The sequence below is a fragment of the Nonomuraea helvata genome, from assembly GCF_039535785.1.
GTDB classification, from domain to species: domain Bacteria; phylum Actinomycetota; class Actinomycetes; order Streptosporangiales; family Streptosporangiaceae; genus Nonomuraea; species Nonomuraea helvata.
Genome location: NZ_BAAAXV010000001.1, coordinates 2,205,660 through 2,219,191, shown reverse-complemented (window position 1 = coordinate 2,219,191; position 13,532 = coordinate 2,205,660). Strand labels below are relative to the sequence as shown.

At 71.2% G+C, this 13,532-nt stretch carries 11 protein-coding genes; 5 read left to right on the top strand and 6 right to left on the bottom strand.

The window, feature by feature from the left end; genetic code table 11:
• Positions 1-17: 17 nt before the first annotated feature.
• Entirely contained in the window at positions 18-3,500 is a 3,483-nt protein-coding gene (locus ABD830_RS10215; protein WP_344986297.1) for a WD40 repeat domain-containing serine/threonine protein kinase, read from the top strand.
• On the opposite strand, the gene ABD830_RS10210 is transcribed toward ABD830_RS10215, so the two are convergent.
• Positions 3,497-4,222, bottom strand: coding sequence for a Mut7-C RNAse domain-containing protein (locus tag ABD830_RS10210; RefSeq protein WP_344986296.1), 726 nt, complete (start codon positions 4,220-4,222; stop codon positions 3,497-3,499). The genes ABD830_RS10215 and ABD830_RS10210 overlap by 4 nt on opposite strands.
• A gap of 26 nt (positions 4,223-4,248) precedes the next feature.
• On the opposite strand from ABD830_RS10210, the gene ABD830_RS10205 reads away from it, so the two are divergent.
• A complete protein-coding gene (locus ABD830_RS10205) occupies positions 4,249-5,154 on the top strand; it encodes a TAXI family TRAP transporter solute-binding subunit (RefSeq protein ID WP_344986295.1) in 906 nt (301 codons plus the stop codon).
• Here the strand turns inward: ABD830_RS10205 and ABD830_RS10200 are convergent.
• The 5 genes from ABD830_RS10200 to ABD830_RS10180 form a co-directional block, all read right to left on the bottom strand.
• Entirely contained in the window at positions 5,145-6,473 is a 1,329-nt protein-coding gene (locus ABD830_RS10200; RefSeq protein ID WP_344986293.1) for a sensor histidine kinase, read from the bottom strand. The genes ABD830_RS10205 and ABD830_RS10200 overlap by 10 nt on opposite strands.
• Complete coding sequence (locus tag ABD830_RS10195; protein WP_344986292.1) at positions 6,470-7,135, bottom strand: response regulator transcription factor; 666 nt, start codon at positions 7,133-7,135, stop codon at positions 6,470-6,472. Before ABD830_RS10195 ends, ABD830_RS10200 begins: the two co-directional genes overlap by 4 nt.
• Before the next feature lie 9 nt (positions 7,136-7,144).
• Entirely contained in the window at positions 7,145-8,446 is a 1,302-nt protein-coding gene (locus tag ABD830_RS10190; RefSeq protein ID WP_344986291.1) for an MFS transporter, read from the bottom strand.
• 124 nt (positions 8,447-8,570) lie between these two features.
• A complete protein-coding gene (locus ABD830_RS10185) occupies positions 8,571-9,545 on the bottom strand; it encodes a GNAT family N-acetyltransferase (RefSeq protein ID WP_344986290.1) in 975 nt (324 codons plus the stop codon).
• 91 nt (positions 9,546-9,636) lie between these two features.
• Entirely contained in the window at positions 9,637-9,882 is a 246-nt protein-coding gene (locus ABD830_RS10180; RefSeq protein ID WP_344986289.1) for a DUF2630 family protein, read from the bottom strand.
• Positions 9,883-9,963: 81 nt separating this feature from the next.
• On the opposite strand from ABD830_RS10180, the gene ddaH reads away from it, so the two are divergent.
• The 3 genes from ddaH to ABD830_RS10165 all read left to right on the top strand — a co-directional run bounded on the left by ddaH (position 9,964) and on the right by ABD830_RS10165 (position 13,477).
• Positions 9,964-10,710, top strand: coding sequence for a dimethylargininase (ddaH, locus tag ABD830_RS10175; RefSeq protein ID WP_344986288.1), 747 nt, complete (start codon positions 9,964-9,966; stop codon positions 10,708-10,710).
• A gap of 182 nt (positions 10,711-10,892) precedes the next feature.
• The gene (gene leuA, locus ABD830_RS10170) at positions 10,893-12,602 is read left to right on the top strand and encodes a 2-isopropylmalate synthase (RefSeq protein WP_344986287.1); all 1,710 of its coding nucleotides are present in this window, start codon (positions 10,893-10,895) and stop codon (positions 12,600-12,602) included.
• Positions 12,603-13,030: 428 nt separating this feature from the next.
• Positions 13,031-13,477 (top strand): hypothetical protein, encoded by a 447-nt coding sequence (locus ABD830_RS10165; protein ID WP_344986286.1) that lies wholly within the window; start codon positions 13,031-13,033, stop codon positions 13,475-13,477.
• Positions 13,478-13,532: the final 55 nt, after the last annotated feature.

Genomic DNA, 13,532 nt, shown 5'->3' with positions numbered 1-13,532 from the left:
TCAAAATTGCGTAGTTGATGGCTCCTCTCACTCCCTCCGATCCGCACCGGCTGGGCCGCTACTGGCTGGCCGGGCGGCTCGGCGCCGGTGGCCAGGGCGTGGTGTACGAGGCGTACGGCGAGGCCGGCGAGCGGGTCGCGGTCAAGGTGCCCAGGTTCGACAGCGCCACCGCCAGGGCCAGGCTGGCCAAGGAGGCGTCGGCGGCCCGGCGGGTGGCCTCGTTCTGCACCGCCAGGGTGATCGAGGCGCAGGTGGACGTGGCCGCGCCGTACATCGTCAGCGAGTTCGTCCCGGGGCCCAGCCTGCGGCGGGTGGTCGAGGAGTCGGGGCCGTTCGAGGGGGACCGGCTGCGCCGCCTGGCCATCGGCGTGGCGACCGCGCTGACGGCCATCCACCGGGTCGGGATCGTGCACCGGGACCTGAAGCCGGACAACATCATCCTCGGCCCGGACGGGCCACGGGTGATCGACTTCGGGGTGGCCAGGGAGGTGGGGCCGACCACCTCCGGGCCGCTCATGGGGACGCCGCAGTACATGTCGCCCGAGCTGTTCCACGGGCGGCGGGCCACCGAGGCGGCCGACGTGTGGGCGTGGGCGATGGTGGTGCTGTTCGCGGCGCGGGGGCGCGACGCGATCAAGGGCGGGGAGCCGGTGGCGGTCATCGCCCGGGTGCTGGGGTTCCGGCCCGGCGCCGACGGTCTGCCCGACCCGCTCGGACCGCTGGTGACCGCCGCTCTCGCCGAGGAGCCCGCCGACCGGCCCTCCGCCCAGGCATTGCTCCTGCGGCTGGTCGGCGACGGGGAGGGAGATCCCCTCACCCGTGGCGGGACGCTCGCGGGAGAGCTCAGGGGCGCGGCGGCGGAGCCGGATCTCGGGGCCGTCGCGGAGGACCTCTATGGCGAGCTGACCGAGGCCGAGCGGGAGGGCGTGCCCCAGGTCCTCCTGCGGATGATCGACGGTGACTCGCTCAGGCCGGTCGGCCGCGAGGAGCTTCCCGAGGCCGCGGCCGTGGACGCGCTGCTCACCGTGTTCGCCGGCGCGGGACTCGTGGTGCGCAACGGCACCGTGTACGAGCTGGCCCGCCCCGGGCTCGTCCAGGCCTGGCCCAGGCTGCGGGAGTGGGTGGCCGCCAACCGCGAGGGACTGCGCGTGCACCGCCGCCTGGCCGAAGCGGCGGCGCTGTGGGAGGGCCAGGGCAGGAAGCCCGCCGATCTGCTGCACGGCTCCAGCCTCGACAGGACCCTGCGCTGGGCGGCCACCGAGCGCAAGGACCTCACGCTGGCCAGGCGGGAGCGCGAGTTCCTCGACGCGGCGGCCCGGCAGGCCAGGCGGCAGTCCAGGAGGCGGGGCCTGCTGGCGGCGGCCCTGGCCGTGCTGCTGGTGGTCGCGCTGGGCGGGCTGGGGCTGGCCGAGTACCTGCGCAGGGAGTCCGACCGTCAGCGTGACGACGCGCTGGCCAGGGAGCTCACCCTGCGCGCCGCCGACCTGCGGGAGACGGAGCCGCCGCTGGCCCGGCTGCTCACCGTGGCGGCCTGGCGGCTGAGCCCGTCGCTGCCGGAGACGCGGGGCGCGCTCTACGACTCGCTGTCCGAGCCCACGGCCGACGTCTTCACCGACCCGTACCGGGGCGCGGACTCCGTGTACGGCATCAGCCGCGACGGCCGCACCCTGGTCGCCGTACAAGGGGGGCGGGCCAGGGTCTGGGACGTGCCGGCGCACCGGCAGATCCACGAGATCGGCGGGCTGGAGGCGGGCGTGCGCTGGGCCGCGATCAGCCCCGACGGGCGCACCCTGGCCCTCCAGTACGCGCAGGGCGTACGGCTCTGGGACGTCGCCACGGGCCGCCCGCGTGGCGACTGGTTCGGGGGACCCGCCGGGGTGACGCAAGATCTGGAGTTCGACCGGACGGGACGGCTGCTCGCCCTGCCCAAGAGCCCGGTGGGCGACGTGCGATGGTGGGACGTCTCCACCCGCAAGCCCCTCATCACTCCCCAGGGGGCCGGCCTGGAGGCGGTCAGCGCGGACGGCCGGTTCGGCGTGGTCACCCATGTCGGGGAGGGCCGCGTACAGCTCTGGGACCTCAAGGCGGGCAGGCGGCTGGCCGCCCCATGGCTGCCGAGCAGGAGGGAAGGCGTCTTCGACGCCCAGTTCAGCGCCGACGGGCGGGCGCTGGCGCTCACCCGCCCGAGGGGCCGCGAGACCGCGGTGACCGTCTACTCGGTGCCGGACGGCGCCAAACTGGTGACCGGCGACTCCGGGGCCTCGGTCGAGTTCGGGTTCGGCGACCGGTACGTCGCCACCTGGGAGTGGGGGCACGAGCTGATCATCCGGCGGCGGTCCAACGGGGCCGTCGTGCTGCGGCGGGTCCCGCCGGCGCCCGTCAGCGAGCTCCGCTTCGACGAGGAGCGGCGGGCGCTGCGGCTGCTGAGCGACGGCGGGGTCGTCCACACGCTGGACGTGTCCATGCTGTTCGACCGGTCGACCAGCGGCGGCGGCGACCAGGACCAGGTGCTGCTCGACCCGTCGGAGCGGGTCCTGGCGGCCAAGGAGCGCGGCGCCCTGACCCTGTGGGACGTGGCGACCGGCCGTTCGCTGGCCGCCCCGATCCCGTGGCGGGGCGAGGGGGACGCGATGGCGTTCAGCCGCGACGGCGGCCGGCTGGCCTATGCCGACGGCACCACGGTCCACGTCGTCCGGCTGCCACAGGGCGCGGAGACCGGCGGGTTCCGGCTGGCCGCCAAGGACGCGAGCGGGGCCGACTCGCTGGCCTTCAGCCCGGACGGCCGCACCCTCGCGATCTCTCCGTCGGGCGGCGCCGGCGACCTGCCGGTGGAGCTGTACGACCTCCAGCGCGGCACGTCCAGGAGCACGCCCGGCCCGGCCCCCGGGCACCTCGCCTTCCGCCCGGACGGCCGCCTGCTGCTGGGCGGCGTGACACCGCACCGCATCGACCCTGCGAAAGCCGCCGAACTGCCTCCGGCGCCGGGGATCGGGCAGCTCGAAGGCCCCTACGCGTTCAGCCCGGACGGCCGGCGGTTGGCGATCTTCGGATCCGACCGGATCAGTCTGTGGAACGGGGACCTCACCACCAGGCTCGCCGACTTCCCCGCCATGCCCGCGAGCGCCGTCGGACAGGTCCAGAGCCTCCCCGCCGTGCGCGTCATCGCGGTCGAGCGGCTCGCCTGGTCACCGGACGGACGCATGATCGCCGCGTACGAAGGAGGCGCCCGCATCCGCCTCTGGGACGTGACGGGCCGCCGGATGCTGGGCGTGGTCTTCGACGGCCTGCAGTCGACCGAGACCAGCCTCAACGGCTACCTGGCCTTCTCCTCCGACAGCAGAAGGCTCTACAGCGTCACGGCGGACGGCACGGTACGCACGCACGAACTCGGCGGCGACCGCGTGGCCGCCGCCGTGTGCGGGCGCGCGGGCCGCACCCTCACCGCCCAGGAGTGGTCCCGCTACCTGGGCGGCATCGACCCCTTCACCCTCTGTCCCTAGGCCGTCCAGGCGCGGGCCGACCTGACGATCTCCTCCAGGTGGTCGCTGTGCGCGCCGCGCCAGTAGACCTGGCCGCACTCGCCGCACCGCCCGTACAGGTCGTAGTTGCGCTCCGTGCCCGCCTCCAGCAGCGACGCCACCTCGTGCTTGGCGACCGGCTCCAGCTCGCCGTTGCACGCCGTGCAGCGCGTCCACGGGCGCAGCGGCGGCGTGAAGCGCTCGAGCAGGTCGCGGAGCTGGTCGGCGGGGCGGGAGCCGCGCACGTACGCGCCCAGCCAGAGCGCGCGGCGGCGCAGCAGGCCGCGGTCCTGCGTGAGCAGCACCCGGCGCTCCTCGTTGGCCTGCACCACCAGCGCCGGGTCGTCCATGTCGTTGTGGTAGGCCGCGTCGATGCCGAGCAGGCGCAGCCGCCGCGCCAGCGTGCCCAGGTGCACGTCGAGCAGGAAGCGCGGCTCGCCCGGCAGCGGCTGCGGGCGCGGGACCGGGTGCACCTCCACCACGTCGCCGGGCACGAGCTGGTACGAGGGCGGCACCCCGCGGCCGTCCACGACCATCGGCCCCACCTCGGTCAGCGGGATGCCGAGCGACTCGACGTGGTGGCCCAGCGTGGAGGTGCCGTCCGGCGTCACCTGCTGCCACTCCTGCCGCCGGCTCACCGGCAGGAACATCGTCAATTCCGAGGCGATGCGCAGGCGTGTGTCCCGTTCGCTCACAAAGTCCATTCTGGTGGACCGGATACCGTGAATTCATGTCGATATCCCGCCGCGCCTTCCTCGGGCTCCCCGCCCTGGCGGCCGGGTGCTCGGCCTCCGGCGGCACGTGGCCCGAGCTGCGGCTGGCGACCGGCGTGACGGGCGGGATCTACGAGCAGCTCGGCGACGGGATCGCGCAGGAGCTGCGGCGGCTCGGGCTCACGGTGCGGGTGATGAACACCGCGGCCAGTGTGCAGAACCTGACGATGATGACCGACGGGCGGGCCGACGTGGCGTTCGCGCTGGCCGACAGCGCCGACGACGCCGTGCGGGTACGGCACCAGCCGGTGTCCGCGCTGGCCAGGGTGTACATGAACTACGTCCACCTGGTGGTGCGCGGGGGCTCCGGCATCGCCGCCGTCAAGGACCTGGCGGGCCGGACGGTCTCCATCGGGCTGGAGGGCTCGGGCACCGCGGTGACCGCCGTCCGCGTGCTGGCCGTGGCCGGGCTGACCAGGCCCGCCGTGGTCAGCAGGCTGAGTCTCGACGAGTCGGTCCAGGCGCTGCGTGACGGCGGGATCGAGGCGTTCTTCTGGTCCGGCGGGGTGCCCACGCCCGTCCTGACCTCGCTCGGGGACATCGAGCTCGTGCCGCTCGATCCGCTGGTGCCGGTGCTGCGCCGCCGCTTCGGCCCGCTCTACGAGCACGCGCTGGTGCCCGCCGGCGTGTACGGCAGCGGCAAGCCGGTGCCGACCGTCGGTACCCCCAGCTATCTGATGTGCCGGACCACGCTCCCGGACGACCTGGCGTTCATGATCACCGAGACCGTCTTCCACGCCCGCGACCGCCTCCAGGCACCGTCGGCGCCGGGCGGGCGGCTGGACATGCGCTACGCCATCGGCACCGGCGTCGTCCCGCTCCACCCGGGCGCGGCCCGCTACTACCAGTCCGTCTACGGCTGACTTTTCAGGCGTAGCTCCACGATCAAGCCGTGCGGCACGGCGGGCAGCAGCGCCAGCGCGGCCCCGCACGTCCTGGCCAGCTCGGCGGCGATGGCCAGGCCCAGGCCGCTGCCCGGCACGTTCGCATGGGCCCCGGACCGCCAGAACCGTCCCAGCGCCTCCGAGCGCTCCTCCTCGCTCAGCCCCGGCCCGTCGTCGGCCACCCGCAGCACACCGTCGTCCAGGGTGACCGTGACCGTGCCGCCCTCGGGCACGAACTTCTGGGCGTTGTCGAGCGCGATGTCCGCCACCCTGGCCGCGGCCTCCGGAACGACCTCCGTCTCCGGGATGCCGGTCACGAGCCGCACGCCCTTGGCCGCGTACACCTCCCGCCACGCGGCCAGCCGCGGCGCGAGCGGGACCTCCTTGCCCTCGACCACCGCGCCCGCCTCCACCCGAGCCAGCGCCAGCAGGTCCTCCACCAGCAGCGCCAGCCGGTCCAGCTCCGCCATCGCCTCCTCGAACTCGGCCGCGCCCTCGCCCCGCAGGTGGGGCTCGAGGTTCTCCAGCCGCAGCCCGAGCACGGTGAGCGGGGTGCGCAGCTCGTGCGAGGCGTCCGCCACGAACGCCCGCTGCCGCTCCATCGCGCTGGAGACCGCGTCGGCCATCGCGTTGAAGCGCTCCTCCAGTCGCCGCAGCTCGGAGGGCCCGGCGCCGGGATGCGCGCGGGCGTCGAGCCTGCCGTGCGCGATGGCCTGCGTGGTGCGGTCGAGCTCGGTGACGGGCCGCAGGATCCAGCGGGCCAGCCGCCGGGCCGCCAGCGCGGAGTACGCCAGCGCCACCAGCGCGCCGAGCGCCAGCGCGCCCCACACCAGCGACACGTCCAGCCGGGCCCGGCTGGTGGGGGCCTCGAGCAGCACCACCCCGGACAGCTGCGCGTCCCGTCCCGCGGGCTCGGCCAGCAGCACCGTGGCCGGGCCGAACGGGCTGATCGTGGGCAGGTCCTCGGTGGTGCGGCCGGCCAGCGCGAGGCGCGTCGCCTCCCGGTCGTCGGCGTCGAACCGCCCCACGGTGGCCAGGATGGAGCCGTCGCGGTCGCGTACGCGCACCGCGGCGCCGTACAGCTCGGCGTAGCGGTTGATCTCGGAGATGAGCCCCACGCGGTCGTCCTCCCTGGCCGCCTGGTCGGCCAGCTCCGCGAAGCGGGTGGCGTCGGCGCGGCGGTCGAGGAGGAGGCGGTTGGTGCGGTGGGAGGCGTAGGCGAGGCCGAGCGGCACGGCCAGCGCCGCGATGAGAAACACGATCAGCGTGGTGAACGTGACCACCAGGCGGGAGTTCACGCCGTCGAGCCCAGCCGGTAGCCGGTGCCGCGCAGCGTCTCCACCAGCCCGGGGCGGCCGGTCTTGGAACGCAGGTTGGCCACGTGCACGTCCAGCGACCGGGACGCCGACAGCAGCGGGTCGCCCCAGACCTCGTCGAGGATCTCCTCCCTGCCGCGCACGACACCGGGCTCGCGCGCCAGCATCGCCAGCACGTCGAACTCACGCCTGGTCAGCGTCACGAGCTCGCCGGCCACCGTGACCTGCCTGGACTCCAGGTCGATGCGGACGTCGCCGACGCTCACCACGTCGTCGCGGGCCGGGCGCGGCCTGGTGCCGCGGCGCACCACCGCCTCCATGCGGGCCATCAGCTCGACCGTGCGGAACGGCTTGACCAGGTAGTCGTCGGCTCCGGAGCGCAGCCCGCGCAGCACCTCGCGCTCCTCCGTACGGGCCGTGACCACGATGAGCGGCACCGCCGACACCCGGCGCAGGCGGCGCAGCACGTCGAGCCCGTCCATGTCGGGCAGACCGAGGTCGAGCAGGACGAAGTCGACGCCCCCCGCCAGGCGGAGGGCGTCGACGGCCAGCCCCGCACGGCTGACCTGGTGTCCGTGCCGGGCGAGGGCCGTGGTGAGCGCGGAGGCAAGCCGATCGTCGTCCTCGACCAGCAGAACTCGCATACGGCCAGGTTAGACGGAGACCGGCACCGATTCCCCCTGCTCGGACCTGGTCAGCGCCGCATCGCGGGTCTCGCGCATGGTGAGGTAGACGACCAGCGAGATCGCCGCGAGCGCGGAGACGTACCAGTAGAAGCCGGACTCGATGTTGGCTTTCTTGAACCAGAGGGCCACGTACTCGGCCGTGCCGCCGAACAGCGCGTTCGCGATCGCGTACGGCAGCGCCACACCGAGGGCCCGCACCTGGGTGGGGAACAGCTCGGCCTTCACCACCGCGTTGATCGAGGTGTAGCCGGTCACGATGACCAGCGCGACCAGGGAGAGCACCAGCGCCCCGCCGAACGTGGTGGCGCTGCCCAGCGCGGTCATCAGCGGCACCGTGCCCAGCATCGAGCCGATGCCGAACGTGATCAGCAGCGGCCGCCGGCCGATCCGGTCCGACAGCGCCCCCGCCAGCGGCTGCAGCAGCATGAAGATGAACAGCGCGGAGAAGCTGACGAGAGCCGCGGTCTCCTTCGCCATGCCCGCGGTGTTGACCAGGTACTTGGTGAGGTAGGTGGTGTAGGTGTAGTACGCGACCGTGCCGCCCATCGTCAGGGCGATGACCAGCACGGCCTCCTTCTTGTGCGCCCAGAGCTGCCTGATCGTGCCGCGCTCCTCGGAGTGCCGGGTCTCCTCGTCGTGCGCCTCGGTCTCCAGGAGGTTGCGCCGCAGGTAGAACACGACCGCCGCGCCCACCGCGCCCACGATGAACGGGATGCGCCAGCCGTAGGAGCTGAGGTCCTCCTTCGACATCGTGTTCTGCAGGATGATCTGCAGGCCGAGGCCGACCAGCTGCCCCGCGGTCATCGACACGTACTGGAAGCTAGAGGCGAAGCCGCGCTTGCCCTGCGGGGTGGCCTCGGTCAGATAGGTGGCGCTGGCCGCGTACTCGCCGCCGACCGACAGGCCCTGCAGCAGCCGGGCCAGCAGCAGGACCAGCGAGCCGAAGGCGCCCGCCGTGGCGTACGTCGGGGCGATGGCGATGAGCAGCGCGCTGGCCGACATCAGCGTCACCGTCAGCGTCAGCGCCGCCTTGCGGCCCTTCCTGTCGGCGAAGCGGCCGAGCAGCCAGCCGCCGACCGGACGCATGAAGAAGCCGACGGCGAAGATGCCCGCGGTGTTGAGCAGCTGTGCGGTCGTGTCGCCCTCGGGGAAGAAGGACGCGGCGAAGTAGACGGCGAAGCTGGAGTAGACGAACCAGTCGTACCACTCGACCAGATTGCCGACCGACCCGCCGATCACTGCCTTCCAGGGCACGCGTGCCTTGCTCACGGAGAACCTCCTGGGGGGAGTAGGTGCAGGTCAGAGCCTCTCCCCAGAAGGATGTTCGGACAAGGGCGCAAGGCCCAGATCTAACGTCCGCTTAACATGCGCGCTATCTCCGGCCTGTAGGGCTCTACAGCGCGAGCCGCCACTCGTTCCACTCGTCGAACAGCTCGAAGCCCATGGCCTCGTTGATGGCCAGCATGTGGGCGTTGGAGGTGGCGTTCCAGGTGATGATCCGCTCCAGGTGGGGCTCGTGCTCGCGCAGCCGGAGCGCGTTGGCGAGCTTGAGCAGCAGGCCCAGGCGGTGGCCCCGGTGCTCGGCCAGCACGGTCGTGTCCGCCTGGTGGCCCCAGCCGCTGGAGCGGTCGGCCTCGAGGTAGACGCGCGTGTATCCGGCCGGCGCCCCGTCGGAGTCGCGGCGGGCGATCGTCGTGTACGCGGTCAGCCCGCGGATCGGGATGCCCTCCTCGCGGTGACGGACGCGGTCGAGGCTGAAGGTCACGTCCTCGATGTCCGCGTCGCGCGGGGCGTCGTTCATGCCGTTCATCAGGGCGGCGAGGTCGGGGATCAGATCGGGCCCCGCCGGGCCGGTCCAGCTTTCGAGGTGGTAGCCCTCGACGCGGGGGAGCAGGCGTTCCAGCGCGTCCCAGTCGGCCTTGCGCAGGTCGAGCGTGCGGCGGGCCTCCATGAGGGAGACCGTCATGCCGTGTGCCACCGCGAAGCGGGCGCCCACGCCGGTGACGGGGGTCTCCGCCAGGAGCAGGGTCCTGCCGTGGGCGCGCAGGCGGTCGAGAACGTGCTCGAACAGCGCCGAGCCGAGCCCCCGGCCGCGCCGCTCCGGGCGTACGACGAGGGGGAAGAGCCAGCCCGTGTGGGTGTTGTCGAGCTGGGGGAGCGATAACCCATATCCGCCGACGACCTCGCCGTCCTCGACGACCGCCCACAGCTCGCTCCGCGCGCCCGGCTCGTGCGCGGCGACGTCGTGGCGGAAGCGGGCGAGCGACATCGTCGGGCCCGGGTCGTCGGTCTTACCCGCGACGTACGCCTCGTGCAGGCCCGTGACCAGGTTTCCCGGCCGGTCAAGATCGATGGGCTGAATGCGCATGAGCCCAGCAAATCGCACCGGGAACGACCGGGGCGACCGAATTTACCGCCGGTGATTCCCGCCTTCGTACGGCCGGTAGTTCTCTACCTTCTTACTGCCGGTAGTTCTCCACCTCGCCGGCCGGGCGGGCGGCGGCATGGTCGGGATCGTCACCGGCGTTGCGCCTGGCCCGGCGCTGCCTGAGCAGGTCCCAGCACTGGTCGAGCGCGTTCTCGAGCTCCTTGATGCGCGCGTGCTCCTCGTCGGTGGTCACTTCGCCCCTGGTCAGCCTGTCGCGCAGCTCGTGCTCTTCGGTGACCAGATCGCCGATCCTGGTGAGAATCTCGTCGTCCCGCATGCCTGAACTCTAGTCACTGGGCTCGTCCGGCCGCTCGGGCGGGGCGGAACGTAAGTGGCGGTACGTGATAGAACACGCCCTATGCCTGGAATCGCGCTGGTAAGGAAGCCTGGCCCTCGGATCGCCGAGGGCATCGTGACCCACATCGAGCGCGAGCCGGTCGATCCCGGACGGGCGCTCCACCAGCACGACGCCTACGTGGCCGCGCTGGCCGCCGCCGGGTGGCGGGTCACGTACGTACCGGAGGCCCACGAGTTGCCGGACGCGCCGTTCGTGGAGGACACCGTGGTGGTGTCGGGGCGGCTGGCCGTGCTGACCAGGCCGGGCGCGGAGGCGCGGCGGCCCGAGGTGGAGTCCGTGGCGGCGGCCGTGCGGAAGCTGCGGCTCAAGGCGGTCAGGATCGCGGCGCCCGGGACGCTGGACGGGGGAGACGTGCTGCAGGTCGGCCGCACCGTGTACGTCGGCAGGTCGGCGCGCAGCAGCGACGGCGGCATCGCCCAGCTCGCCGGCCTGCTGCCGGAGCGCCGGATCGTGCCCGTGGACCTGCACGGCGTGCTGCACCTCAAGTCGGCGGTGACCGCCCTGCCCGACGGGACGCTCATCGGCGACCCGCGCCACGTGGACCTGCCCGGGCTGCTCGAGCCGCCGGAGGAGGCCGGGGCGCACGTGGTGCCCCTGGGCGGCGACCGCGTCCTCCTGGCCGCCTCGGCGCCTCGGACCGCCGCGCTGCTCGAGCAGCGCGGACTGAGCGTGACCACGGTGGACATCTCGGAGTTCGAGCGGCTGGAAGGATGCGTGACCTGCCTCAGCGTCCTGATCCCGGACTGACGGTTGTTTCTCATCATTTGAGACCCTGGACGGCGCATCCCGAGACGTCTGGTAGCGTGCAAGGCATGCTGCGTGGGCTGCTTCTTAGCTGCCGCGGCGGGGGCCTCTAGGCCGGCTCCCTCGCCGCGGAGCCAGTCATGCGCGTCGGCCGTTCTCATCCGACCGACGAGGAGTCAGCAGACATGACCGCTCAGCAGCCCAGCCCCATGCCGATCCATCGCTATCAGCCCTATGCGCCCGTACGCCTGACCGACCGCACGTGGCCGGACCAGGTCATCACCAAGGCGCCCCGCTGGTGCGCGGTCGACCTCCGCGACGGCAACCAGGCCCTGATCGACCCGATGGACCCCCATCGCAAGCTCAAGATGTTCGAGCTGCTCGTACGCATGGGCTACAAGGAGATCGAGGTCGGCTTCCCGGCGGCCTCGCAGACCGACTTCGACTTCATCCGGCAGATCATCGAAGAGGGCCGCGTCCCCGACGACGTGGTCATCCAGGTGCTGACCCAGGCCAGGCCCGAGCTGATCGAGCGGACCTTCGAGTCCATCGAGGGCGCCAAGCAGGCCATCGTCCACCTGTACAACTCGACCTCCACCCTCCAGCGCCGCGTGGTGTTCGGCCTGGACAAAGAGGGCATCACCGCCATCGCCGTCGAGGGCGCCAAGCTGGTCAAGAAGCTCGCCGACGCGAGCGACGTCGACGTCTACTTCCAGTACTCTCCCGAGTCGTTCACCGGCACCGAGCTCGAGTACGCCGTCGAGGTGTGCGACGCGGTCAACGACGTGTGGCAGCCCACCCCCGACCGCAAGGTCATCATCAACCTGCCGGCCACGGTCGAGATGGCCACCCCCAACGTCTACGCCGACCAGATCGAGTGGATGCACCGCCACCTCAAGCGCCGCGACTCGATCGTCCTGTCCCTCCACCCGCACAACGACCGCGGCAGCGCCGTGGCCGCCGCCGAGCTGGGCTACATGGCGGGCGCCGACCGCATCGAGGGCTGCCTGTTCGGCAACGGCGAGCGCACCGGCAACGTCTGCCTGGTCACCCTGGGCATGAACCTGTTCTCCCAGGGCATCGACCCCGAGATCGACTTCAGTGACATCGACGAGATCCGTCGCATCACCGAATACTGCAACCAGCTGCCCGTGCACCCGCGCCACCCGTGGGGCGGCGAGCTGGTCTACACCGCCTTCTCCGGCTCCCACCAGGACGCCATCAAGAAGGGCTTCGAGCACCTCGAGCGCGACGCGGCCGCGGCTGGCGTACCGGTGGACGACTTCACCTGGGCGGTGCCGTACCTGCCGATCGACCCGAAGGACATCGGCCGCACGTACGAGGCCGTCATCCGCGTCAACAGCCAGTCCGGCAAGGGCGGCGTCGCGTACATCATGAAGGCCGACCACCAGCTCGACATGCCGCGGCGGCTGCAGATCGAGTTCTCCAAGGTCGTGCAGGCTCGCACCGACAGCGAGGGCGGCGAGATCAGCCCCGCCGCGATGTACGAGATTTTCCGCGACGAATACCTCCCCAACCCGGCCAACCGCTGGGGCCGCCTCAGCCTCATGGCCCACCGCCACGAATCCACGGTGGACGACAAGGACCGCATCAGCGCCGACATTCGGCTCGACGGGGAAATCCGCGAAATCGAGGGCACGGGTAATGGCCCGATCTCGGCTTTCATCGACGCCATTTCTGGAGCCGGTATCCGGGTGCGCGTTCTGGATTATGTGGAGCACGCGATGAGCGCGGGCAGTGACGCCAAGGCGGCCTCTTATTTGGAGTGTGAGGTCGACGGGCAGGTGCTTTGGGGGGTCGGGGTCGACGCCAACACCACGACGGCATCGCTCAAGGCCATCATCTCGGCGGTCAATCGCGCTGCGCGCCCATAAGACTGCATACTGATAGCTCGACCGCGCCCCCTCCCTCACGATCGGAAGGGGGCGCGGTCGAGCTATTCATGTCAGGAGGTTTCTGGGGCATTTCCCAATTCTGCGCCAGATGCGACACCTTTGAGACTCTCATGCAGGCGCACTTCAAGGGTAAGGATATATCGCTTAAGACCTATCTGGTCCTTAAGTGGCCTGAGAAGATCCCCTAGAAGGTACTTTGCGAAGCTCGCTGTAGCGCCAAAGATTCGAGCTGGTCGCTGAGGGAAACCGCACGGCTGCGGGCGGCGTATGCAAGAATCAGCGCAGGCCGCAGGACGGGACTGGCTGCGAGAAGTTCCGTTGGCGCCGAACGTCTGGCGTCAGTCAGAACAACTGAATCATGAACAGGTCTCATTGGTGCGCTGGCGGCATGGGAAAGTCAGGAAACCGTGGCAAGCATCATCGCCGAACTCCTTGATAGGCGCGAGGTCTCGAAGTATTTGATCGGTATCGCGGACGTCGAGGCCGAATGGGATATCTATAACCTCAGCTCCTATATGAGCGAGTGGATCCGTGTCAGCGACAACGGAATCGCAATCGACGAGGCTCAAAGCGAAAGATGCCTGATCAAATACGAGCTCTGGGACGGACCGCCTCCACTCTGCGACTCGTGGGACGGGACCTGGTCCGGAAGCGTATACCTGGCTTCCGGAGCGGTGTTCGCCATAAATGGCCATGACGGTAACGTATTTTGGGGTGCAGAGTTCGATCTTGGTCGGCGACACAGCGTCTGGCAGGTCAGAATCCATCGCAAGCGCCTGGGCTACGAAGAGTTCACGCCGGACCTCGTCAGCTTCACTCTGCTGAAGATACAGTTTTGGCTCGCGCCGCTATAGGCGGGGGTAGATGGAGCGCGCGTTCAGCCTCATCGTCCACCGCCACGAGTCCACG